We start from the raw sequence: 22692 nt of genomic DNA, 5'->3' as shown, positions 1-22692 counted from the left end.
CCCTCCTTACTTATTTCCGTGCGGCTTGATATAAACCGTTTTGTACTCTGTATAAAAATCAATCGCTGTACTCCCTACTTCCCGATATCCACCTATTCCTGTCCCTTTAATGCCGCCAAACGGGAACTGTGGCTCGCTATAGGTAGAAGGCATATTCACATGGGTAAACCCAGCTTCAATATTGTTGATAAACTGCATTGATTTTTCCAAATCATTTGTGTAAATCGTCGAGGATAACCCGTACTCGACGTTATTCGCCCATTCCATTGCTTGTTCAAAATCCTCCGCAATCATCACACTGATGACCGGACCAAAGATTTCTTCCTGAGCAATTGTCATATCAGGAGTGATATTTCTAAAAACCGTTGGAGCTACGAAATAACCATGAGCATAATCGCCTTCTGTCAAGCGTTTTCCTCCTGTTACCAATACTCCGTTTTCTTTTTTAGCAATCTCTATATAGTCCAAAATACTCTTCATGGAACCTTCGTCAATCACTGGACCCATTTGTGTTCCTTCTTCGATTGGATTGCCCACGTTCAGGTTCTCCACTTTCTGTTTAAGCAAGGCGATAAATTCCTCCGCAATCGACCTTAGAACAATAATCCGACTTGTGGCGGTACAGCGCTGGCCACTTTCCCCAAATCCGCCGGCAATTGCGTGATCCGTTGCTAAATCCAAATCCGCATCTTCCAACACGACAAATGGGTTTTTCCCACCCATTTCTGCTTGGAAACGCGCTCCCCGTTTTGCAACGAGTTGATTGATTGCTACACCAACACCATTTGAACCGGTAAAAGAGATGGCTTTTATATCAGGATGGTTGGCAATTGCATTCCCCACTGAAGACCCTGGCCCAGTAACAAAATTAATCACACCAGCTGGCAACCCTGTTTCTCTGTAAGCTTCCACTAACCAGGAACTGACGATTGGAGTTTGGCTGGAAGGTTTAAAAATGACCGTACATCCGCATGAAAGAGCGGTGGCAATTTTCCAAGCCGCGATCGCGAGTGGAACATTCCAAGGAGTAATAATTCCGACGACTCCAATTGCTTCTCGCTTTGTATAACCAATGACTTCTTTGTCCCATGAAGGAATCGTCTCCCCTGTTAATCGCTCAGCTTCCCCTGCCAAGTACCTCATCGCTCGAATGGTCCTGATGACTTCTGCCTTTGCATCCGCATAGGATTTCCCAACTTCTAAGATTAATTGATTAATAAACTCATCTACCCGCTCTTCAATATAAGCAGCAGCACGTAAAATATATTGTCCGCGTTCCGGCGCCGCTTCTTTTTTCCACGTTTTCAATGCCTTCTTCGCTACTTCCACCGCCTCAAAGACATCTTGCTCATTTGACTGCTGGCAAATTCCTAATTCCATTCTGCTATCAGCTGGATTTGTCACTACAAACGTTTGGCCAGTCGACGATGTTGTCCAGTTTTCACCAATAAGGTTTTTTAAGTTTTTGGTTTTTTCTGAAACTTTCATTTACGGAATCCCTCCATTGCTTCCTGTTTAGTACTTTGCGGCTTCCTTTTTTGTCTTAATATTCTTAAAATAATAGTATGATATCAATAATTAGTTGTCAATACTATTGATTGCATTTATATTATACTTTATATTAAATCAAATAATGATTAGTTGTTTTTGATATCCAAACCATCTGTTTATATATCTTGATTTTTTCGTTAGAAAATTAAAGTTCACATTAAATTAAAATTGATTCAAAAAAATTATTTTTTTCACTCATTTATTGTAAAATAAGGGTAGATTTAATTTTCGGAAAGATTATTAGGGGAAGAAGTGAACAAGGTTGAAAAGGACTGCGTTAGAAGACAACATAAAAACAATCGAAGAAAAAATAAAGGCATACCAAGAAGAACTGACTCAATTACGGGAAGAACTAAGCGCATTAGATGAACAAGAAAAAGAACGAACAAAATATGTTTCTTCTAAGGAAATTGTTGATCTGATTTATAAAAAAGTCGGTAAAAAAGTAAATATGTCTACGATAAAAAGGTGGGCGGATGAGGGCTATTTAGGTGATGTAATTGACGAAAAAGAAAAGTTTTGGGCACTTCAATCCAAACAAGGAAAGAAACGCTTCGTCTACCCTAAAGTACAAGCATTTACCTTCTTATATGAAAAAGGATTTTTATTGCCTGAATTCGATATACTTGATCGTGTTCAGATAATGAATCCTGATGATAGTCAAACGATTGGCATCGTAGTTGACTACCAGCTTAATAAAGGAGAGTTTCTATATACGATTCAAATCGAAGGCACGTTTGAAATTTTAAAAGAAATGAATGAGCGAGATTTAACTCTTGCCACTGGGGATGTGAATATAGATGAAAGCAAAAATTAGGCTCGAAAACAACGTACCAAACCAGGAGACCGCTCGAAAAATTAGAGAAGCAAATCGAGACGCCAATAATCCGATTGATATCTCCTTTAAGGAAGACTTAACGGAAATATTCTTTGAAGGCGAGCGGATATTCATCCCAGAGAAAGCCATGTTCACAGAAGAAATGCTTGTACATGGTCAAGTCAAAGAAAAAGCCGGTGCACTCGAAATATCCCCAAAGGATAAAGGCAAAACCGTCAACCTCCATCTTGATGCTGATTTGGTCGCTGAATTAAACGAAATTAAAAACCACATCGTCAGCAAAACCCAACACGACATCATCCTGGAGATCTTCAAAAAAGGAATCGACCAATACAACAAAGAAAAGAAGTAGGGACAAGGGGACAGGTACATTGTCCCACGTGGATGGGTTGCAACAATACCAATTAACGTATGATGTAATCCAAATTAAAACAGCAAAAAAACATCAGCCCAAGCGTAAGAAAAATGGAAACCCTCCCCATTTCTCCTATTATGCTATAATTTATAAGGTTTAACATTTGGAGAGGAGTTACTTCTTTGGAGTTATCGCAATCAAAAGTCAATCCAAAAAACACTTACCTTTATTTATTCATAGCGGGGATTGTGCTTGTAGCCTTTAATTTACGCCCAGCGATTACCTCCTTAGGACCGTTGGTCGGCATGATTCAGGAAGATGTTGGACTTGCCCACTGGAGCGCAGGATTATTGATGAGCCTGCCCCTAGTCGTTTTCGCTGTGATGTCACCGCTTGTTCCTAAAATAGCAACTAAACTAACAAATGAGATGACATTATTACTTGGATTAACATCCTTATTCGTTGGCATTCTCATTCGATCCATCCCAACAGCCACCCTCCTGTTCACTGGGACTTTTTTAGTTGGGGTAGGTATCGCGATCGGAAATGTTCTTTTGCCAGCGGTAGTGAAGGATAAATTCCCACAGAAATTCGGATTAATGACCAGTGTCTATTCCACTTCGATGGGATTGATCGCATCCTTAGCATCTGGAATTAGTGTTCCTTTAGCAGTGGATTTAAACCTGGGGTGGCAAGGGGCTCAAGTAGTGTGGGCGATTCCTGCTGTCGTCGCGATCATCCTGTGGATTTTCCTTTTCAAACAAAATCAAAAAAATCGTAGTGTCATAAAAGAAGTCGTCCCTAGTTCGAGTACAATCTGGCGTTCACCGCTTGCGTGGCAAATAGCCATCTTTATGGGGTTTCAATCCTTTTTATTTTATGTCACGATTTCTTGGTTACCGGAAATTTTACAAAGTCAGGGAATGAGTATGGAAACCGCAGGATGGATGCTTTCTCTCACTCAATTAGTAGGGTTACCCGCTAGTTTCTTCATTCCTATGCTCGCAGGACGTTTCCAATCGCAAGTATGGATTTCGTTCGCGTTGAGTTGTTTCTCAGTATTAGGATATACGGGATTATTGCTAGGAACCTCCTATCCCATCTTAATTGTAAGTATTATTTTAATCGGACTCGCCTTGGGTGGCAGTTTCCCATTGGCCCTCAGCTATATTGGCCTTCGTGCTCGGAATGGCCGTCAGGCAGCAGAATTATCCGGAATGGCTCAATCCACAGGATACCTACTTGCAGCCGTCGGACCGTTTTTTATTGGGTATTTATATGATCTCACCCATTTGTGGACCTTCCCCCTTACTGCCCTGATTGTCGTTTCTATGGTTGTGATGGTATTTGGGATGTTATCCGGGCGCAATCGGTATGTATAAACTTAAAAACCTGATACTAAAAAAACGCTGTTGACTTTGACATCAACAGCGTTTTTTATCGTCATTTAAATGTTCTTTTTCAAATAAAGAATAGTTCTGTTTATGGAACTTCTTCATATTCCTAGGAAATTTGCAGTCTTCAATTAATTCCATGCTGCCCGATTCATCGTTTCCTATCACAAATTCCCGCATTTTCTCTATATAATCAAGTGACACCTGTTTTCGGTTTTTCATTTCAGACCGGTCTCTTGTCGGATTGCCGTGACCCGTAACCAGCAGCTGTATAGTAAACTTTGTAAGAATATCATCCAATTTTCTAATCGTTCTCTCGTATTCTTTGCTATTAAAATAAATATAAGGAAATTCAATATCAGAAAAATAGTCTCCTGCAATCAAGATACCAAATGGTTCAATGATCGTGAAAAGGCCATCATCATTATGACCAGCGGCTTGAAAAAAAGTTAATGTTGTCTGTCCGATTTGCATACAATGTTCGTCTCCCTTTATTGGGAAATCTACCTCTGGGAATGAAATAGGATAATCCCTTGAGACATAGTACTCATCATCAAAACTCTTAATTTCTTCGACGATTCGCTCTTTTTTCTGATCTGATTTACTGTCGAAGGCTTGACTGGCGATTACCTTCGCCTCTGGAAAAGCTCCGTACCCAATAATATGATCAAAATCAGAATGAGTAAACAATAGGTAGAGAGGGCGATTTTGCCTAACACCCTCGACCCTTAGACTTTTACAGGATGATAAATTAAATTGTCGTGAAGCTTCCGTTTTCTAAAGCAATTAAAACCCAAGTACTCCGTCCACGTCCACCAAGCCGGCAAACGTCCAGGTCTTGCCCTTATCTTCAGAAGTGAATTTCGCTAGTAGATTCCCTCCTAAATAATCCCCATTTGGTCCTTGATTCACCAGTAATGTTCCTTGATCTTCATTAAATACCGGTACTTCTGCTTCTGTAAAATATCCCTTGTATTCGTCTGGAATCGGGACCGCAACTTCTTCCCAAGTGTTTCCCCCATCACCCGTACGGTAGAGCCATGGTCTTGGTGGTTGACCTTCCCAATTGAATGAACCAAAAGAAAGAAACCCTATTTCATTGTTGATAAACCCAGCATCTGTAACCAATGACATTGTCTCCGTTACTGACTCTATCTTATACCATGATTGGCCACCATCATTTGTTTTAAAAACTACATGTCCTTCACTAGACATTGTCCGATAACCTGTGACGATGAGATACCCATCCTGTTCAGAGGTAAAGCCTAAATAGCGCAACCGAACACCTGGCAACTCATCCGTTACGAAAACCTCCTCCCATGTACTCCCTTGGTCAGTGGAAAGTAGTACGCGCACCGTTTCATTTCCACCAATAACAAAAGCGGTTCTTTCCGGATGTATGACATAACTTCCATCTATCAATTCACTTGTCGTTCCATTATAATCCCCTTCAAAAAGTTCCTCAATATTGACCGGTACCTCTACCCAATCTCCCCCGTTGTTATAGGTCACTTTTAATCTACCATCGACAATTTCATACCTGTGCTCTTCATTCACCTCTGGTATACCCACTTCATTTCTATAATCCTCGCTATCCTGAACAGGTGGTAACCCAACATAAGGATCTGTTAATTTCTCGATCGTTTCTAACGTATATGTTCGATCCTCCGCTTTCTTGATGTTCAACTCCCATACCATACCACGAAGAAATCGGTCCTCCTCAACCTTACCCCAATTCGTTTTTTGCACATCTTCTCCTAGCTGCACTTGGAAAATTACAGCAACTTTAAAGGCCTCATCGTCTCCCTCTAAAAATTGAAATCTAGTAAAAGAAGCATGAGTAAGTTGACCACTATCCTTAAAGTTTGCCATCAAATCATACCATAAACGATAAGCAATCGTTTCAAGTTTTGTATCGTCCTCTTCCACCCTCTTTGTCAGGGGCAATTGTTCATGTAAATCATTTTCACTTAAGATTAGTACTGTTTTTTCCTCCTCAACCTTTTTCACTTCATCACTATTCCAGAAGTAAAAGATTGAAAAAGCTACGATGACCAGTAAAACTTCTATTAATACTAAATTCCTTTTTGAAAATTTCTTCAATCTATTCATCCCTTTAAATACTTATCTTTTGTTTCGTAGCTTGAAGTAAAAGCTTTAAAAGAACACCAATGTAGCCCTATCTCAAAAAAACTCATCCATCAGTTGATAATATGCTACCTTTGTTTCGTCTAATTCTTTTAAACCATATTCCTTTAGAAAAAAAGGGATATACTCACTACCAAAATTACTAGTAATACTCCTTATTGCTAGAGCTAAATCTTGATATCTATCGGCAACTCCTGCTCTTCCCAGATCGATAAAGCCACTTACCTTCCCCTTATCTATAATAATATTCGGTAAGCAATAGTCACCATGAGTAAAGACTAGATCCTCATTATTTGGTTTATTTGAAATCAGTTCTTTATACAGCTCCTTTGCTTTTAAACCTTTTCTTTTCTCATCAAAATCTTCTTCATCAACCAGTCCATTATCAACTCTTCTTTTTGCCTCTTCCAATTTCACTTCTAATCTTTGATCAAAAGAACAATTTTCGATACTTAAACTATGAAATGTTTTTAGCCCTGCACCCAAAAGTTGCATCAATAACCGTATGTCCGCTTCATAGCTTTTATCGGAAGCGTTGATTCCTTTTATTTCGGAAACTAGTAAATATTCGTTTGCTTCATACTTTCCATAATAAAGGACATCCGGTACTGAGAGCTTCCCTTGTAACCACTCTATTTTTTCTTTTTCATCAAAGAGGTTTTCTATAGAATGAATAGGTTGTATTTTTAGATACTGATTATCGGCTATGTCTTTCAATAAGTATGTCATTGCCTCAGAATGACCAATGGTAATTTGTTCCCATGAATATCCATCAATCAATCTCGCTAAGCTCGGTGGAACTACCGTCATTTAAACACCACTTTCACAACTTATTTTAGGCTCTTTCCTCAAACTTATTAGCGAAATCAACCTAAAAGTAACTATTCTACTTCGTATAGTTTAACTCCTACATTTCTAACAGGTTATCCTATCCTAAAGGTCCTACAAATTACATAAATAATAACACTAGCAAACATTGTCAGTTGCCTCTCATTTAAAAAGCTAGCGCACCCTTCATTCTAGTGGCTAGCCTTCTGTTTTTTTTAAAATTATATTGGTTTATTATCCAACCGGTGTAAAGAATAGTATAATAATTGTTCTCTCAATTCAACGTCCCTTTTAAACCCGAACTTTTCCATGATTTTAATTGACTTTTCATTATTGGGTTCAACGGTTGCATCTATTACATCAAGCCCCATTCTTGTAAACCCAAATAAAATGACAGCCTTTATAACCTCTGTCATATATCCTTTTCCCCAGTAACCTTTCGATAAATCAAAGCCAATCTCGGCAATAATTTTTTTTTCATCCGTTTGTCTAAGATAATGAAAGCCAATTGTCCCAATAAAACCACCATGGACCTTTTCAACTATTCCCCATCTATAGCCAAGATCATCGACATGATATTGAATGATTTCTTCTGCTTCATTTAAATCCTTACACGGTTCAATATCCATAAACCTTGTGACAACAGGATCTGAGAAATGCTTTAATACCTCCTTGGCATCATTCTGCGTTAAAACACGAAGAATCGTTCTATCCGTTTCTAGTTTTGGATACTCTTTCACCATTGTCATAGGCTACCATCACCTCAATAATTTTATTAACACGGACCGATTCATCCACTCATACAATCTCATCCTTGAGCTGCCTCTCATGAACACTTTTTTACTTTCTTACTAGGTCTTTGTCCTTGAGCGGGCTTCTCATGGACACTTTTTTGCTTTCTTACTAGGTTTTTGTCCTTGAGCGAGCTTCTCATGGACACTTGTTTGCTTTCTTATTAGGTTTTTGTCCTTGAGCGGGCCTCTCATGGACACTTTTTTGCTTTCTTACTAGCTTTTTGTCCTTTAGCGGGCCTCTCATGGACACTTTTTTTCTTTCTTACTAGGTTTTTGTCCTTGAGCGGGCTTCTCATGGACACTTTTTGCTTTCTTACTAGGTTTTTGTCCTTGAGCGGGCTTCTCATGGACACTTTTTTGCTTTCTTACTAGGGTTTTGTCCTTGAGCGGGCTTCTCATGGACACTTTTTTGCTTTCTTACCAGGTCTTTGTCCTTGAGCGAGCTTCTCATGGGCATTTGTTTGCTTTCTTACTAGGTTTTTGTCCTTGAGCGGGCTCTCATGGACACTTTTTTGCTTTCTTACCTGTTTTTTGTCCTTGAGCAGGCCTCTCATGGACACTTTTTCACTTTCTTACTAGGTTTTTGTCCTTGAGCGGTCCTCTCATGGACACTTTTTTGATTTATTACTAGGTTTTTGTCCTTGAGCGGGCTTCTCATGGACACTTGTTTGCTTTATTACTAGGTTTTTGTCCTTGAGCGGGCCTCTCATGGACACTTGTTTGCTTTCTTACCAGGTTTTTGTCCTTGAGCGGGCCTCTCATGGACACTTTTTTGATTTATTACCAGGTTTTTGTCCTTAAGCAAGCTTCTCATGAACTCTTCCCTACTATCTTACGGGTATAAGTCCTGAGAGGGTTTTCCCTTTTTTTATTATACATGGTACGATCTTGAATCCATGAACTGAATCACTCAACCATTTAGATAAAAGTGTTTTTCTATATCTAGCAGGTTTTCAATGAATTCATAGCGAAAATACAATCTTGGAGTATTTTAATAGAATAAAGGGGGTTTTGGGTTTGGCACAGCTTTTATCTTCTTGTTTTGCAAACGCTTTACCGATATCTAGTCTTTGTACCCTGCCTTTTGCTACGATTAGGAAAGACACCGGGAAAACCACCGGAAATGAGTTTCCCCTGGTACTCGTTCATGGCTTGACTGGCTGGGGAAAGGACGAAATGGCAGGAATTAACTATTGGGGTGGCGTTAAAGACGTCGAACGTAATCTGAATGAAACTGGACACATCACCTATACCGCCACAGTGGGTCCTGTTTCAAGCAATTATGACCGAGCTGTCGAGCTTTATTATTACATTAAAGGTGGAACGGTAGACTACGGGGCCGCTCATGCAAAAAAATATGGTCACAACCGCTACGGACGGACCTATGCCGGGATCTACAGACAATGGGATGCAGATTATAAGATTCATTTAATTGGCCATAGCATGGGCGGTCAAACAGCAAGAACTCTTGTTGAACTGCTTAAAAATGGCTCTAAAGCAGAAAGACAACACTACCGCGAGCATCCGGAAGATGGTCTTTCCCCCTTATTCGAAGGCGGAAAAGATTGGGTTCATAGTGTGACAACGATTGGGACGCCTCATAACGGTTCCACATTCGCGGATGAGGAACGCCTTGCCCCGCTCATGCAAGAAATGATTCTTAGAGCTGCAAGTCTAACAGGAGCAAATACCGAAACACTTGTCTATGATTATAAGCTTGACCACTGGGGACTGAGGCGTAAGCTCGGGGAATCGTTTTTAATGTATATAGAACGAGTCTACAAGAGTTCCGTTTGGGATAGTAAGGATATCAGCTCTCATGACTTGACCACCTGGGGTGCAGCAGAAATCAACCAATGGGTGAACACGCACCCTGACGTTTATTACTTTTCCTATACTGGGAAAGCAACCTACAAGGAACACTATACGGGTCGTTCAATTCCTAGGCTATCAATGAATCCTTTAATGAGAAACTCTAGTTTCTTTATTGGTTCGTATAAAAGAAATAACCCCGAACCTGTTATTGATGAGACATGGTGGCCGAATGATGGTATTGTCAGTGTCTCGTCAGCAAAATATCCAATGGGGCATCCTCATAAGCGCTATGACGGAGATGCGCAACAAGGAGTTTGGAATTGGGTTCCCGTTCATAATGGTTGGGACCATTTCGATTTCATCGGAATCGGAAGCGCTGATAATATTGGATTCAAGGACCTTTATCGTTTTTATCATGACCTTGCGACCAACCTTCACAATCTACCAAAATGAAAGGCAGCACAAAGGTACTTCATGCTGCCTTTACCCTTGCTCCCATTATCGGAAATAGCCCCCCTCTTTGGGAGCAAGCTTTCATCATTTGACCCATAAAAAAAACGAATAAGGTCGCCCCCATTCGTTTTTAAAGTTTTTTATTCATTAATTGTAACTAGCTTCAACGGTGCTGGAATATTCTTCTCTACTTTTTTCCCTTGTACCACATCAAGCCCTGCTTGAACGGCTAGCTGTCCAATGAGATCTGGCTGCTGAGCAACGGTCGCCTCAAGTTGACCAGCTTCAATGGCTTTAAGGGCATCGTCATTTCCATCAAACCCAATCACCATGATGTCTCTGCCTGAACTATTTATCGCTTCAATTGCACCAAGCGCCATTTCGTCATTATGAGCGAAAACGGCTTTGATGTCTGGGTTTGCTTGAATGATGTTTTCCATAACATTTAACCCTTTTGTTCGATCAAAATCAGCTGCTTGTTTCGCAACGATTTCTAACTTTTCATCGGCAATGTTATGGAAACCTGTTCCACGCTCACGTGTCGCGGATGCACCAGGAACTCCTTCTAGTTCCGCTACTAACGCGCCTTCACCAAGTTGTTCAACGATATATTCAGCCGCCATTTCGCCGCCCTTGACATTATCGGAAGCAACCAACGCTTCAACCTCGCCTTTATCAGCAGAACGGTCAAGTGTGATTACAGGAATGCCAATGCTGTTCGCCGATTGAACCGCAGTAGAAATTGCCGCAGAATCCGTTGGGTTGATTAACAGCACGTCGACACCTTGCTGAATTAAATCTTCCACGTCGTTGATTTGCTTTGCAGAATCATCTTGAGCATCAACAATTTTCACTTCAATCCCTAGCGCTTCTGCTTCTTTTACCACACCATCCTTCAACGATACGAAGAACGGATTATTTAACGTCGAAACCGACAACCCAATTTTCAAATCTTCTAGATCCTTTCCATCTCGGTCTGGCTTCGCCCAGGCAGGCGGTTCCATCGAGCAGGCGGATAAAACGACAAGTGATAACGTTAAAAATAAAGCCAATAATTTTTTCATTATGTCTCCTCCTAGGCTGATTTTTTACGGTCAAGTAACACCGCAATAATGATAACAATCCCTTTGACAACCTGTTGATAGAAGGACGATACGCCAAGAAGGTTCAAACCATTATTGAGGACACCGATGATCAATACCCCAATCATCGTCCCAAAGATTCTTCCTTTCCCCCCTGAAAGGCTTGTCCCACCTAAAACTACTGCTGCAATCGCATCCAATTCATACGATTCCCCTGCCGTCGGTTGCGCTGAGTTTAGACGAGATGTTAAAATCGCTCCCGCTAAAGCAGCAAGAAAACCAGACAAGCTGTAAATCAAAACTTTCACACGTGGGACCTTGATTCCAGAAATCAACGCCGCCTTTTCATTTCCACCAATCGCATATGTTTTACGACCAAACGGTGTTTTATGAAGAAGAATATATAGCACAACAAACGTTACGATCATCGTCACCGCAGGTACAGGTATTCCTAGAAAATAGCCTCGACCAAATAATTGGAATAGTATATTATCGCCTAATCCTGTAATCGGATTTCCTTCTGTATAAACAAGTGTAAGTCCTCTGAACAAAGTCATTGTTGCTAACGTCGCGATAAACGGAGCCATTTTTCCTTTTGTGATTAGGAGACCGTTCACTGCTCCAAAGATTGCCCCTAAAAGAGCTCCAATTAAAATCGCAAGCATCGGATCAATGCCGGAAACAATCATTCCCGCCGTTAACGCACTCGATAGAGCAAGAATTGCCCCTACGGATAAGTCAATTCCGCCAGTTAAAATAACAAACGTCATCCCAAAAGCAATTAAGGCATTGATTGAAACCTGACGTAATAAATTCAGGATATTAAGTGGCTCTAAAAAGCTTGGGTTCATGATTGAAACAAAAATAACTAAGATTAATAGCCCAAGGAAAGGACCAAGTTTTTGTGTGATTGTTTGGAGGAGGTTCCCCTTGCTACCATTTAAAACTTCATTGTTTGCTTTCATTTCACTGGCCTCCTGTTGCTAGTGTCATAATGTTTTCTTGTGTTGCATTTTCTTTTGGCAGTTCTCCTGTGATTTTGCCTTCGTGAACAACCAAAATTCGGTCGCTCATCCCTAGTACTTCAGGTAATTCCGACGAAACCATGATGATGGCAACTCCTCTATCAGTCAGTTCATTCATCAGTTGGTAAATCTCTCGCTTGGCTCCGACATCGACCCCTCGTGTCGGCTCATCTAAAATCAATACTTTCGGGCTGATGCCAATCCATTTCGCAATAACAACCTTTTGCTGATTTCCTCCTGACAAATCACCGACTCTTGTGTCAGCTGATTCAGTTTTAACGGTAAGTCGTTTAATTAGCATTTCAACGAAATTCTTTTCGTCTTTCTCTTTTATGAGTCCTTTTGGCGCAAAGCTGTGTAGTGACGGCAACGCAATGTTGTCTTTAATCGAAAAGTCCAGTACCAAACCCTCGTCTTTACGGTCCTCTGTGATAAAACCAATCCCCAGGTTAACGGCTTGGTTGGCATTTTTAATGGTCACTTTCTTACCATTTAAAATCACTTCGCCACTTTCAAGCGCATCTAACCCAAAGATGCCGCGCATGATTTCGGTTCTTCCTGCCCCCATTAAACCGGAAACACCAACGATTTCACCGGAACGAATGGAAAAATTGACATTCCGAAAATCCTTCCCTGTTAAATTTTTCACCTCAAGAACGGTTTCACCTGGAATTGAATTTCGTTGCGGGAAGCGGTCTGTCAATTCACGCCCGACCATTTTCTTCACAACCTCTTCGAAATTCGTTTCCGGTATCGGTTTTGTGTCCACTGTTTTTCCATCACGCATCACCGTAATTCGGTCACAAATCGCAAAAATTTCTTCCATTCTGTGTGAGATGTAAACAATGGAGACTCCTTCTTTTTTCAATGAAGAGATCACTTCAAACAGTTTTTTGATTTCACGTTCGGTCAAAGCTGCCGTTGGTTCATCCATGATGATGACTCTTGCTTTGGTCATCAATGCCTTAGCAATCTCAATCATTTGCTGTTCCCCAACTGAACAACTCCCTGCCTCTTGATCAAGAGGCAATGAAACATCCAATCTCGCAAACTGTTCGGTTGCAAGCCTTTTCATTTTCGCTGAATCGATTAAACCGAAAGCGTTTTTTGGCTCTTTGCCAATGAACATATTATCGAGTACGGTCATTTCCGGCCAGATGTTAAGTTCTTGATGAATAAAGGTAACCCCTGCTTGCTCCGCTTCTTTCGGACTTTTAAAATATGTTTCTCTCCCGTCAACCGTAATCTTTCCTTTATCAAGAGAATGAAGGCCGGTCAGCACATTCATCATCGTCGACTTTCCTGCGCCATTCTCCCCCATCAGTGCATGAACTTCGCCTTCTTTTAACTCGAAATCCACCCCTGTTAGCACTTGGTTTGTTCCGAACGCTTTATAAATTCCCTGCATGGTAATATGCATGTTGATCACCTCAGCTTCTAATTAAAAAAATACGCCCGAATAAAGAATACAGTTCGCATATGGCGTGACTTCCCCGGTGCGGATTACCGCTTTCGCCTGTCCAGTCAACCTTTTCAATTCCTCATGCGAAACTTCCAATCTATCAATTTCCGAAAACTTTTCCGTTATATAAGTAGCTGCCTCCACATTTGCACCATGGATTTCAGAAGCGATTCCCACTTTTTCAATCACCATGTCATCGGCAATTGCATCAACTACTTCTTGAAAGGAAGGAGTTCCTGCTTTTAACGCTAAATCAATCTTAAGAACTCCTTGCGGAACAGGTAAACCTGCGTCCGCAATCACGATATAATCTGTATGTCCAAGGTCTGCAAGAACCTTTGAAATCGAACTGTTTAAGATGCCATGCTTTTTCATTCTACAAGCTCCCTTCTACTTCGGCTCTCGTTGGCATTCCACCCTGAGCTCCAAATTTCGTTACTGAAAGAGACGCAGCTCGGTTTGCAAAAGCAAGACTGTCCTGCAGACTTTTCCCTTCCGAAAGAGCAACCGCAATGGCACCATTAAAGGTATCGCCCGCTCCAGTGGTATCCACTGCCTCGACCGGATAAGAAGGAACAAGTACTTCTTTCACGCCGTCATGGAAACGAACACCCTTTTTCCCTTCAGTTATAAAAACCTTATTAGGAAACTTTTTCATTGCTTCGCTTGGTTCTTCGCCTGAAAACAGGACACCCGCCTCGGTTTCATTCGGCGTAATATACGTTGCCTTTTCGATAACAGCCTGGCTGACAGGTCTTGCCGGTGCAGGGTTCAATAGCAGCGGAGTCCCTTTTTCATGGCAAATTTGAGCAACATATTCAACCGTCTCTTCCGGAATTTCCTGTTGGATAAGGACCATATCTGCCGATAAGATCACATCTAAGGCAGTTTCAATGTATTCAGGTGTTACATATCGATTTGCCCCTTCGACAACGATGATGCTATTGTCGCCTTCCGCTAGGGTGATGTGGGCTGTTCCGGTCTCTATATGTGTAACCGGTTTCACATAGTTCGTATGAACACCATTCTTTTTAAAATTATCTAGAATGATTTTTCCAAACTCATCCTCACCGACACAACCAATCATGTACACCTCGGCGCCCAACCTAGAGGCTGCAACCGCTTGGTTGGCCCCCTTCCCACCTGGTACCGTTTTAAATGATTGTCCAAGGAGGGTCTCTCCTTTTTCGGGCCGCTTGTCGGCCGTTACAACCAAGTCCATAGAAGAACTTCCAATTACAACAAGTTTAGTCATTTCTCTCTACCTTTCTTGTGGTTTGTCTTTCAATGAATTGAACAGGTAGCAGAATGTTTTTGTTCTCCACCTTTTTTCCGTCCATAAACTTTATCAATAATTTCGCGGCTTCCCTTCCCATTTCATAAGCAGGTTGCCTTATAGTTGATAAGGGCGGATATAAAAATTGACTGAATGGGATATCATCATAACCGATGATTTGCAACTCTTCTGGGATCTGCTTTCCTAACCGGTGCGCTTCATGAAGAACTGCAGCGGCCACGACATCATTGCTGGCGATGACCCCATCCGTATCAGGATATTTCGAGAATAGTTCCTTCGCCCAATATTCCGCCTCTTGAAAAGCAAAAGAAGTTGTCATCACATCGAAATGAACATTTGCGGTATAAAGTTCATCGACCGCTCCTTTAAAACGGTCTCGAGCCGTCTGGGTTTCAACAGGCCCCTTCAGCACACTAATCCGCTTACATCCTCGATTCACCAATTCTTTCGCCGCCAGCCTTCCCCCGTCCAAGCCGTTCGCATAGACCGAAGGGTGCTCATCCGAAGTTCTGTCGAGCAACACGAGCGGAAAAGAAAGATTTTCGTAATGAGCCAATACTTGATTTGTCGTTGCTGATATGAGACCGATTACATTGTTTTGTTTAAACGTCTCAATATAATCGAGTTCTTTTTCCAGTTTTTCGTCTGCGTTTCCGATGATCAGCCTGAAACCGTGTTCCTGCATCTCATCCTCCACTCCCCGAGCCAATTCTGGGAAAAATGGGTTGCGAATATCAGGTAAAATAAGTCCAATTAAACGGGACTTTTTATTGAAGAGTGAACGAGCCACTTCATTTGGTTTATAATTCAGTTCGCGAATTGCCTCATCAATTTGCTTTCTGGTATCCTCATGAACATACCCTTTGCCATTGATTGCTCTAGATACCGTCGCCACTGATACTCCGGCTTTTTTTGCTACATCCTTAATGGTTGCCACTTTCTCACCTCGTATGTGTAACCGATTACACATACAGATTAGCAAATAATTTTTAAGTTTGCAAGCTTTTTTAATATAGTTTTTCGTAAACATCTGTTGAATCTGGTTTTATATTATCTATGCTGCTAGTTTGTTACAATTAACTAAACTTAGAGTCCAGAAGTTATACAGACTTATTATCAATAGACCGTATCAAGGCTCTAGATGAAAGATTAATTTTATGAGGTGTTGGGATGCTCTTAAACGATTTTATGGACGAAACATTCCCCAATTTAGAACTAAAACCACCTTTATTTTACAGTTGGGATATTGGGATACGGTTTGAACTTGGAGTAGAGTGGAAAAGGGAATATGATGATCCTACCAATTCTTATCTATTGGAGTGTTATAAAAGGGCGATTACTTTGTTTGAAGCCTTACATTCTCCTTCGGATGATATCTTTGTCGTATTGGATGTAAATCATTTTCATACAACGAAAAGCCTTAGACGCAAACTAAACAACTTTTCACCCTTTGTTGAAAAATCGTTATTGTATAGGTTAAAGCATCAACTGATGCCCTACATCTTTCCTGAGGATAACGATGAAGGAACATATAAAACACATAGATTTACTTTATTATGTAAAACAAATGAACTTACATACAAATCTTTGTTAAAAGCAATATGCAATCAGGACCTAGGAGTCAGACCTAGCCTTTTTCATAGGGTATATTTCATTAATAACAACACTAAAACGATTTTTCACGTTTATGATGATCGCGGTTGTGATGTATTGGCAACATCACCCGAAACAAGAAGAGATTTATATAAAACCTATCATAACTGGATTTTAGATTATGATAAACCTAAGATTGACAAGGTCTTTAACTGAGCAGAAGAAACAGGGAACTACCATAAGGTGTTCCCCTCTCATCTATTAAAATTCATCCAAAACCTACGGCGAGCTTTGCTTTACACTCTCCTCTTGTCGTTTTTCTTTTATCATCAATACGCCAACCAACCCAATCATTGAGAACACAACCGGGGTGATAAATCCGTAATAGTATCCATTAAAATGATCTAATACCAATCCAAAAATCGTCGGTAGCAAGACAGCACTCAGAAATCCACCTGTATTCGCAAAACCTGAGGCAATACCAGATTCATTGAGCGGAAAAGATTGCCTTACGGTAGCAAAGGTTAAGGCATTTGCCCCATACATTAGTCCAATCACAAAGAAAAGGATAACGAGGAAATGAACGGACGGATTCGCATTAGTGAAAAGAAACATCGACCAACAAAATACAATCATTAGATGTACCATAATATAAGGTCGTTTAATCATTCCTAACCGGCTGGAAATGTATCCAGATAAAGGAGCACCAATCAGCGCACCAACTAAACCAATTAACACAAGCTGACTCGCATCTGAACGGGTCATTCCGTACATATTCATCCCATAAGGAACAGCCCACGATCCAATAAAGCCTACATACGTTCCGACCAGTCCAAAGTGACAAAGAAACAAAGCCCAGGATTGTCTATTCGACACAATTCTCCTTAGCAGGACCATCGTTTTCTCCCGCTTTATTTCCTTTTTAACAATGATCGAATGGTTCGGAATTTTAACGAGTACAAAATATAAAAGAATGCCACATAGACACAATACTACCCCTGTTAAAAAAAATGCTGTACGCCAGCCAACGAAGTCAATCAAAGCTGATAGTGGGACAGTCGCTAACAGAAAACCCAGGCTTCCCGTCATGGCAGCGACGCCGATTAACCGCGTAAATTCCTTCGCATTAAACCATCGGCCCAAAATTAACACCATATTGACCCAGATTGTTGCATCCCCTATCCCAGTTAGAATTCTGGCAAAAAACAAAACAAACTCATGAGTCCCGAGACTGTATATGACCGTACCAATGCCAGTGAGAATGGCACCGATAATGAGGAAAAAGTTGGGTCCATACCGATCAGCCAAAATTCCCATCGGAATTTGCAAACCTGTGTAAACAAAAAATTGGATACTGGCCAGTAATCCAATCGTTGAGGCGGTAACCTGAAAGTCCCGCATGACTTCATTTGTAATTAATCCTGGAGCCGTTCTTTGAGCCGACATGAATAAATAAGTGAACAAGACTAAACCAAATACAACCCATCTATACAAGGGATTTTGTTTTTTCAAGGACGTCTACTCCCATTTTACTTTTAGTCTATGTATATGGATTTTCCTGTTCAATAGTACATTTACGCCACAGAGAGCGCACGTACCCACCTTAAAAATCCCCATAAGTCGTGTAGGATTACATCTCCCAACATCAAAAAAACTACACCCCATTTATTGGGGTGTAGCCTTAAAGAGTTCTTCCTATTTTAGTAGATTCCTACTGCGTCAAATCCAGCATTTACTGCAGCTGTTTCTGCGCTTTCTTCACCATAAAGGTCAGTTGCAGCCTGAACAACAGCAACACGTGCATCGCTAAAGTTAGATGTTGGTGTTAAATAAACGGTTAGTGCACGATAAAAGATTTTTCCTAACGCTTCTCTACCAATTTCTTCACCAATCAAGTAGGCCGCATGGTTTGTAATTGATGAGTTCACGTGAACACCACCATTATCTACATTAAGTGGCATATCGTAATATTCATCCATGTGATCAGGGTAAACTTTTCTATCATCTGTAGCATACGCCGCCCTAGCTGCGTTGCTTACAACGACACTGTTTGGATCACTTAAACTACGCAATCTTGTTACACCGTCCGCTTTCGCAGCTGGTGCCATAATGTCCTCACCCATTTCCCAATCACTATCGTCAACAAGTGCACCAAAGATATCAGCAATTGATTCATTTAGAGCACCAGATTGATTGCGGTACTGCAGATTTGCAGTTTTAGAGATAACACCATGAGTCATTTCATGTGCGGCAACATCAAGTCCAGCAGAGAGGGAAATAAAGAACTCACCATCTCCATCTCCATAGGTCATCCAAGCGCCATTCCAGAATGCGTTGTTATAGTTATTTCCATAGTGGACATATGATTTGATTGCCATTCCTTCACCATCGAGGGAATTGCGGCCATGCTCATTCAGATAATACTCATATACCTTTTCGGAGTTATAATGTGCGTCTACAGCGGCACGGTCATAATCGCTCATAAAAGAAGCAGAATTCCCAGTGAATAGAGTATCATTTCTAGTATTTCCATCATTTTTAGAATCGTAAGTCAAAATGCCCTCAAGATTTGGATGGGAAAAGTCCGCTAATGCGAATTGTGTGCCTGATTGATCTTCCTTAACATGGGAGATATGCAGTTCTCGATGTTCTCCATGTACACCTAATCCTGCTCCCTTTTGGGTTTTAATTTCGTCTGCATGCATGATGCCATTGTATTTGTCGATAACATCCCCAGTGTTTGCATCTACATAAACAAACCAGTTACCAGGTGCATCTCCCATGAAGTTCACATTCGCTTTAAAGGCGGTGTGGTTTTTACCTTCAAATGGATAAACAACAAGTTCTGCTGTCGGATTGTATGTAAATTCTTCAGGCGCATTTACAGTAGATTTCGCAATTTCAAGGGCTTCTGCTGCGCTGAGGGAAGCAGTCGTATCCAATGTATCGTCAATTAGAGTTTGATTCACTCTACCGTTTACCCCTACCACTTCGTCGTTCTTATTAAAATGAACAATGACTTCAGCTCCTTCTACAGGAACGCCATTTTTCGCTTGGTTAAAACGAACATGAGTCATGCCTAATTCGTCTTTCGCAACATTTTTTACCTTTAAGTTTTTATCCGCGTTTTTAACTCCTGTTTTCAATTCATTTTTCTTTAGATAGTTTAATGCATTACTAGAAGTACTAGCTGAGAATTTCTCTGCATGCTCCTCCTTGACGAAAACAGGAACATTTGCCTTCTCATTCCATACTTTTTGAGCTTGTACACTACTTACAGTAGTCTCAGAGTTTGCAAACACACTGCTCATTGGGACAGCTCCAAACAATAACGCTGATGATAAAACAACAGGTGCAATCACCTTTTTCTTCATTATTTCGACCCCCTAATTAATTTGGTAAACAATATTATAGAATAAAATCAAATGGTTTAAATGAATAATTTGAACCTTTTAAATTATTAAAAAATTGGTAAATTTTACCTAAACTATTTTCCTTATTGGAAAGATAACCCAGTTTACTAGTCTTTTTTACCTGAAAGAGAGTTGTATCTAAACCTGGATATTCACGTACCCATGTCCCATTGCCTATTGGTATGTAGAAAGGAAGGTTTGAAATTTTTCATTTATTCCCATAATGATAGTGTGCAGAATCAAAGTCGGTGCTAGAGCGTTCTTTCAACTGGTTCTGATAAAATTAAATTTTTAGAGGTGATTGTATGACACGACAGCGCACATTTATCATGGTAAAGCCTGACGGGGTGAAACGAGGGCTAACGGGAGAAATTATCAAGCGCTTTGAACAAAAGGGATTTAGCTTATTAAATGCGGAGCTTATGACAATGGACCGCTCTAAAGCGGAGTATCATTATATGGAACATCAAGATAAGCCATTTTTTGGTGAATTAGTCGACTTCATAACATCTGGTCCTGTTTTTGCTATGGTGTGGGAAGGTGAAAATATCATTGAGGTATCGCGTCTCATGATTGGAAAAACAAGTCCAACTGAGGCTTTGCCAGGAACCATTCGTGGTGATTTTGCTAATAGCAAAGAAGAAAATGTCATTCACGGTTCTGATTCACTCGAAAGTGCCGAACGCGAAATTGAAAACTTTTTCGGTCTGCTAAGAAGACGTCGCTTAGAGGATGATTTCCCATTCGAAGATCGAAAATCAGTTTAATAAATGTAGGAAATCCCCTTCTAAAAAGCGAAGGGGATTTTTAATAGTAAATTTATTTTTTAACTGGTTCATATCTCCTATTTATTTTGTTGTTGTATAATAGAATTCCCCTAAAATTTCCTTCACTTGATAACAATTAGCTGAAAGTTCTTTTTCAATAAAAGATTTCATCTCTGATTTCTCAACCCCATACATCACTTCAATTTCTTTTGAAAATAAAAGTCTTTCTTTTTCAAGTAAGCTAGAAAGAGAAGGTAGTGGTTTCGGTTGTAATTCGTCCTTCTTTAGAACTTGCTTTAAACCTTCAACATAGGACTCAAACGAGCGCCCACCTACAATTTTAATCCCTTTGTTCTCTTCATTAACCATTATAATAGTCGGAAATCCTCTGGCACCAAGGTCTCTCGTAAGAGCAAAATCCTCATTTAATAATTGTTGTCCGTTTGGACCTTCTGCTTCAGTTACAATGGCTTCACCATTAAGCCCAAGCTTATTGACGATTTCAATCATAACGGACTTCTTGGCAATATTTTGATTAAAGGCAAAAAGCGTTTCTCTGGCACGACGCAGATATTCAAATGCCTTCCCATCATCATGTTGTTGTTGAATGACTTTAAATACACGAGAAGGTGGGTACGATGACTGAACTGGATTAGTTACCATAAGGGATCCATCAATTGGCATCCTAGAAGATTCCCCCACTTCTCTCCAATGACCAGCAACGTCCCCAGGTCCTGAGATTCCATTTGCCGGATCAACTGGTCCGTCTCCCCATTTTTCCAGCAATCCTCCCATCACCGTATGGAAGTGAAAATAATCTCCATACTGCTCGATAAACCGGCGAAGAACGGGTTCAAGTGCCCAACAATGGGAGCAAATTGGGTCCGTCACATAATAAAGTTCAACTGTTTTCTTTGGTTGATTGAAATCAATGAACTGCATTTCATCACCTTCAACTTCCCCACATACACCTGTTTCCAAATCACACATCATATTATTGTTTTTCAACTTGTTTCTCCCCTTTGCTTTATATTGGACGTATTGAAGGCGTCCCATTTGCGTTATAATGCCATTCTAGTAAATAATGAAAACAATCTACACCAATAATTCAACGGATTTGTTGTTTATCCAACACATACAGGAAATTGTTGAAAAAGAGGAGGGAAATTCGGTATGAGCCAAGCAAAGACAGACCCCCGAGTTCTTCGTACCCGCAGATTAATCATGGATTCATTCATTGAACTTTCTAGTAAAAAGGAATTCAAGGATATTACAGTTAAGGATATTACAACAGAGGCAATGATTAATCGTGCCACTTTCTATTATCACTTTGAGGATATCTATGATTTACTGGAAAAGGTATTATCTGAAGTATTGTTGATAAATTTAGATAGGAATATTATCGAGGAAAATGAACTTAATGAGGATTGTATGATTCATATCTTCCTGGCTATTACGAATTTTCAAGGGGCGCTATCCAACCGTTGTCATCGCGGTTATGAAGATACGATTGCCAGGATTATCCGTGAACAACTTGAAGTTATTTTTTATAAACGATTGTTAGTACAAAATAAAACAGAAGAAGACGAAACACTAAAACTTACAGCGGTAATATTAAGCTGGGGCATGTACGGAGCTTCTGTTGAATGGCGGAGAAATAGTAATGTCCCACCGGAGAAATTTATCAGGCCAGCGCTCCCTAACATCCTAGCTGGAATTAGCCTTGGCTCTGATACCTAACAAGGGTCATATATTTACCATCTACTAACATACTTAATAAAAGAGAAAAGCCCATGCAAAGTCAAAAATCCTTGTGAAGGTTGTTTCCACAACCTTCACAAGGATTTTACATGAGACAAGGTACCGTCCCTCCGTCT

20 protein-coding genes and 1 pseudogene are annotated in these 22692 nt (G+C 40.4%); 7 read left to right on the top strand and 14 right to left on the bottom strand.

The window, feature by feature from the left end; genetic code table 11:
• Positions 1-6: 6 nt before the first annotated feature.
• Positions 7-1488 (bottom strand): aldehyde dehydrogenase family protein, encoded by a 1482-nt coding sequence (locus tag LG336_RS06830; RefSeq protein ID WP_404331814.1) that lies wholly within the window; start codon positions 1486-1488, stop codon positions 7-9.
• Positions 1489-1813: 325 nt separating this feature from the next.
• Here LG336_RS06830 and LG336_RS06825 point away from each other — a divergent pair, with 325 nt between their 5' ends.
• From LG336_RS06825 to LG336_RS06815, 3 genes are all read left to right on the top strand, one after another.
• On the top strand, positions 1814-2368 hold the full coding sequence (locus LG336_RS06825) for a hypothetical protein (protein ID WP_404331813.1): 555 nt from the start codon (positions 1814-1816) through the stop codon (positions 2366-2368).
• Positions 2352-2741, top strand: a complete 390-nt coding sequence (locus tag LG336_RS06820) for a hypothetical protein (RefSeq protein WP_404331812.1) — start codon at positions 2352-2354, stop codon at positions 2739-2741. The genes LG336_RS06825 and LG336_RS06820 overlap by 17 nt, the downstream gene beginning before the upstream one ends.
• 185 nt (positions 2742-2926) lie before the next feature.
• The gene (locus LG336_RS06815; RefSeq protein ID WP_404331811.1) at positions 2927-4126 is read left to right on the top strand and encodes a CynX/NimT family MFS transporter; all 1200 of its coding nucleotides are present in this window, start codon (positions 2927-2929) and stop codon (positions 4124-4126) included.
• Between the two features lie 42 nt (positions 4127-4168).
• Here LG336_RS06815 and LG336_RS06810 read toward each other — a convergent pair.
• From LG336_RS06810 to LG336_RS06795, 4 genes and pseudogenes are all read right to left on the bottom strand, one after another.
• A pseudogene (locus LG336_RS06810) lies at positions 4169-4876 on the bottom strand (MBL fold metallo-hydrolase); the annotation flags it as partial.
• Between the two features lie 48 nt (positions 4877-4924).
• Positions 4925-6241: a WD40/YVTN/BNR-like repeat-containing protein gene (locus LG336_RS06805; protein WP_404331809.1), complete on the bottom strand. Its 1317-nt coding sequence runs from the start codon at positions 6239-6241 to the stop codon at positions 4925-4927.
• A gap of 81 nt (positions 6242-6322) precedes the next feature.
• Positions 6323-7096: an APH(3') family aminoglycoside O-phosphotransferase gene (locus tag LG336_RS06800; RefSeq protein WP_404331808.1), complete on the bottom strand. Its 774-nt coding sequence runs from the start codon at positions 7094-7096 to the stop codon at positions 6323-6325.
• Between the two features lie 239 nt (positions 7097-7335).
• Entirely contained in the window at positions 7336-7863 is a 528-nt protein-coding gene (locus LG336_RS06795; RefSeq protein ID WP_404331807.1) for a GNAT family N-acetyltransferase, read from the bottom strand.
• A gap of 1062 nt (positions 7864-8925) precedes the next feature.
• Between LG336_RS06795 and LG336_RS06790 the strand changes: the two genes are divergently transcribed.
• On the top strand, positions 8926-10176 hold the full coding sequence (locus tag LG336_RS06790; protein ID WP_404331805.1) for an esterase/lipase family protein: 1251 nt from the start codon (positions 8926-8928) through the stop codon (positions 10174-10176).
• A 140-nt stretch (positions 10177-10316) separates the two neighbouring features.
• On the opposite strand, the gene rbsB is transcribed toward LG336_RS06790, so the two are convergent.
• From rbsB to LG336_RS06760, 6 genes are read right to left on the bottom strand one after another with little or no spacing between them, the layout of a single operon-like run.
• Positions 10317-11240 (bottom strand): ribose ABC transporter substrate-binding protein RbsB, encoded by a 924-nt coding sequence (gene rbsB, locus LG336_RS06785; RefSeq protein WP_404331804.1) that lies wholly within the window; start codon positions 11238-11240, stop codon positions 10317-10319.
• A gap of 11 nt (positions 11241-11251) precedes the next feature.
• Positions 11252-12223 carry a ribose ABC transporter permease RbsC gene (gene rbsC / locus LG336_RS06780; protein ID WP_404331803.1) on the bottom strand — a complete coding sequence of 324 codons (972 nt, stop codon included), beginning with the start codon at positions 12221-12223 and terminating at the stop codon, positions 11252-11254.
• Between the two features lies 1 nt (position 12224).
• On the bottom strand, positions 12225-13703 hold the full coding sequence (locus tag LG336_RS06775; RefSeq protein WP_404331802.1) for a sugar ABC transporter ATP-binding protein: 1479 nt from the start codon (positions 13701-13703) through the stop codon (positions 12225-12227).
• A 21-nt stretch (positions 13704-13724) separates the two neighbouring features.
• A complete protein-coding gene (gene rbsD, locus LG336_RS06770) occupies positions 13725-14120 on the bottom strand; it encodes a D-ribose pyranase (protein ID WP_404331801.1) in 396 nt (131 codons plus the stop codon).
• 1 nt (position 14121) lies between these two features.
• Positions 14122-15000 carry a ribokinase gene (rbsK, locus tag LG336_RS06765; protein WP_404331800.1) on the bottom strand — a complete coding sequence of 293 codons (879 nt, stop codon included), beginning with the start codon at positions 14998-15000 and terminating at the stop codon, positions 14122-14124.
• Positions 14993-15979, bottom strand: coding sequence for a LacI family DNA-binding transcriptional regulator (locus LG336_RS06760; protein ID WP_404331799.1), 987 nt, complete (start codon positions 15977-15979; stop codon positions 14993-14995). Before LG336_RS06760 ends, rbsK begins: the two co-directional genes overlap by 8 nt.
• Positions 15980-16212: 233 nt before the next feature.
• Here LG336_RS06760 and LG336_RS06755 point away from each other — a divergent pair, with 233 nt between their 5' ends.
• A complete protein-coding gene (locus LG336_RS06755) occupies positions 16213-16851 on the top strand; it encodes a DUF3885 domain-containing protein (RefSeq protein ID WP_404331798.1) in 639 nt (212 codons plus the stop codon).
• Positions 16852-16914: 63 nt separating this feature from the next.
• On the opposite strand, the gene LG336_RS06750 is transcribed toward LG336_RS06755, so the two are convergent.
• Together LG336_RS06750 and LG336_RS06745 are read right to left on the bottom strand one after the other, a co-directional pair.
• A complete protein-coding gene (locus LG336_RS06750) occupies positions 16915-18147 on the bottom strand; it encodes a nitrate/nitrite transporter (RefSeq protein WP_404331797.1) in 1233 nt (410 codons plus the stop codon).
• Positions 18148-18335: 188 nt separating this feature from the next.
• Positions 18336-20009: a M4 family metallopeptidase gene (locus LG336_RS06745; protein WP_404331796.1), complete on the bottom strand. Its 1674-nt coding sequence runs from the start codon at positions 20007-20009 to the stop codon at positions 18336-18338.
• A 344-nt stretch (positions 20010-20353) separates the two neighbouring features.
• Between LG336_RS06745 and ndk the strand changes: the two genes are divergently transcribed.
• Positions 20354-20815, top strand: a complete 462-nt coding sequence (ndk, locus tag LG336_RS06740; RefSeq protein WP_404331795.1) for a nucleoside-diphosphate kinase — start codon at positions 20354-20356, stop codon at positions 20813-20815.
• A gap of 81 nt (positions 20816-20896) precedes the next feature.
• On the opposite strand, the gene LG336_RS06735 is transcribed toward ndk, so the two are convergent.
• Positions 20897-21823 (bottom strand): DsbA family protein, encoded by a 927-nt coding sequence (locus LG336_RS06735; protein ID WP_404331794.1) that lies wholly within the window; start codon positions 21821-21823, stop codon positions 20897-20899.
• Positions 21824-21988: 165 nt separating this feature from the next.
• Here LG336_RS06735 and LG336_RS06730 point away from each other — a divergent pair, with 165 nt between their 5' ends.
• Entirely contained in the window at positions 21989-22555 is a 567-nt protein-coding gene (locus tag LG336_RS06730; protein ID WP_404331793.1) for a TetR/AcrR family transcriptional regulator, read from the top strand.
• Positions 22556-22692 lie beyond the last annotated feature (137 nt).

The sequence above is a fragment of the Mesobacillus maritimus genome (assembly GCF_044803185.1).
In the GTDB taxonomy this organism is placed as follows: domain Bacteria; phylum Bacillota; class Bacilli; order Bacillales; family Cytobacillaceae; genus Mesobacillus_B; species Mesobacillus_B maritimus_B.
The sequence above is the reverse complement of the archived record's forward strand: the minus strand, read 5'-3'. Positions and strand labels throughout refer to the sequence as shown.

Excerpts from the sequence above, each read along its gene's own strand:
- LG336_RS06830 (WP_404331814.1), bottom strand. The coding sequence starts at position 1,488 with ATGAAAGTTTCAGAAAAAACCAAAAACTTAAAAAACCTTATTGGTGAA.
- LG336_RS06820 (WP_404331812.1), top strand. The coding sequence starts at position 2,352 with ATGAAAGCAAAAATTAGGCTCGAAAACAACGTACCAAACCAGGAGACC.
- LG336_RS06800 (WP_404331808.1), bottom strand. The coding sequence starts at position 7,096 with ATGACGGTAGTTCCACCGAGCTTAGCGAGATTGATTGATGGATATTCA.
- LG336_RS06795 (WP_404331807.1), bottom strand. The coding sequence starts at position 7,863 with ATGACAATGGTGAAAGAGTATCCAAAACTAGAAACGGATAGAACGATT.
- rbsB (WP_404331804.1), bottom strand. The coding sequence starts at position 11,240 with ATGAAAAAATTATTGGCTTTATTTTTAACGTTATCACTTGTCGTTTTA.
- rbsC (WP_404331803.1), bottom strand. The coding sequence starts at position 12,223 with ATGAAAGCAAACAATGAAGTTTTAAATGGTAGCAAGGGGAACCTCCTC.
- LG336_RS06775 (WP_404331802.1), bottom strand. The coding sequence starts at position 13,703 with ATGCATATTACCATGCAGGGAATTTATAAAGCGTTCGGAACAAACCAA.
- rbsD (WP_404331801.1), bottom strand. The coding sequence starts at position 14,120 with ATGAAAAAGCATGGCATCTTAAACAGTTCGATTTCAAAGGTTCTTGCA.
- rbsK (WP_404331800.1), bottom strand. The coding sequence starts at position 15,000 with ATGACTAAACTTGTTGTAATTGGAAGTTCTTCTATGGACTTGGTTGTA.
- LG336_RS06755 (WP_404331798.1), top strand. The coding sequence starts at position 16,213 with ATGCTCTTAAACGATTTTATGGACGAAACATTCCCCAATTTAGAACTA.
- LG336_RS06745 (WP_404331796.1), bottom strand. The coding sequence starts at position 20,009 with ATGAAGAAAAAGGTGATTGCACCTGTTGTTTTATCATCAGCGTTATTG.
- ndk (WP_404331795.1), top strand. The coding sequence starts at position 20,354 with ATGACACGACAGCGCACATTTATCATGGTAAAGCCTGACGGGGTGAAA.
- LG336_RS06730 (WP_404331793.1), top strand. The coding sequence starts at position 21,989 with ATGAGCCAAGCAAAGACAGACCCCCGAGTTCTTCGTACCCGCAGATTA.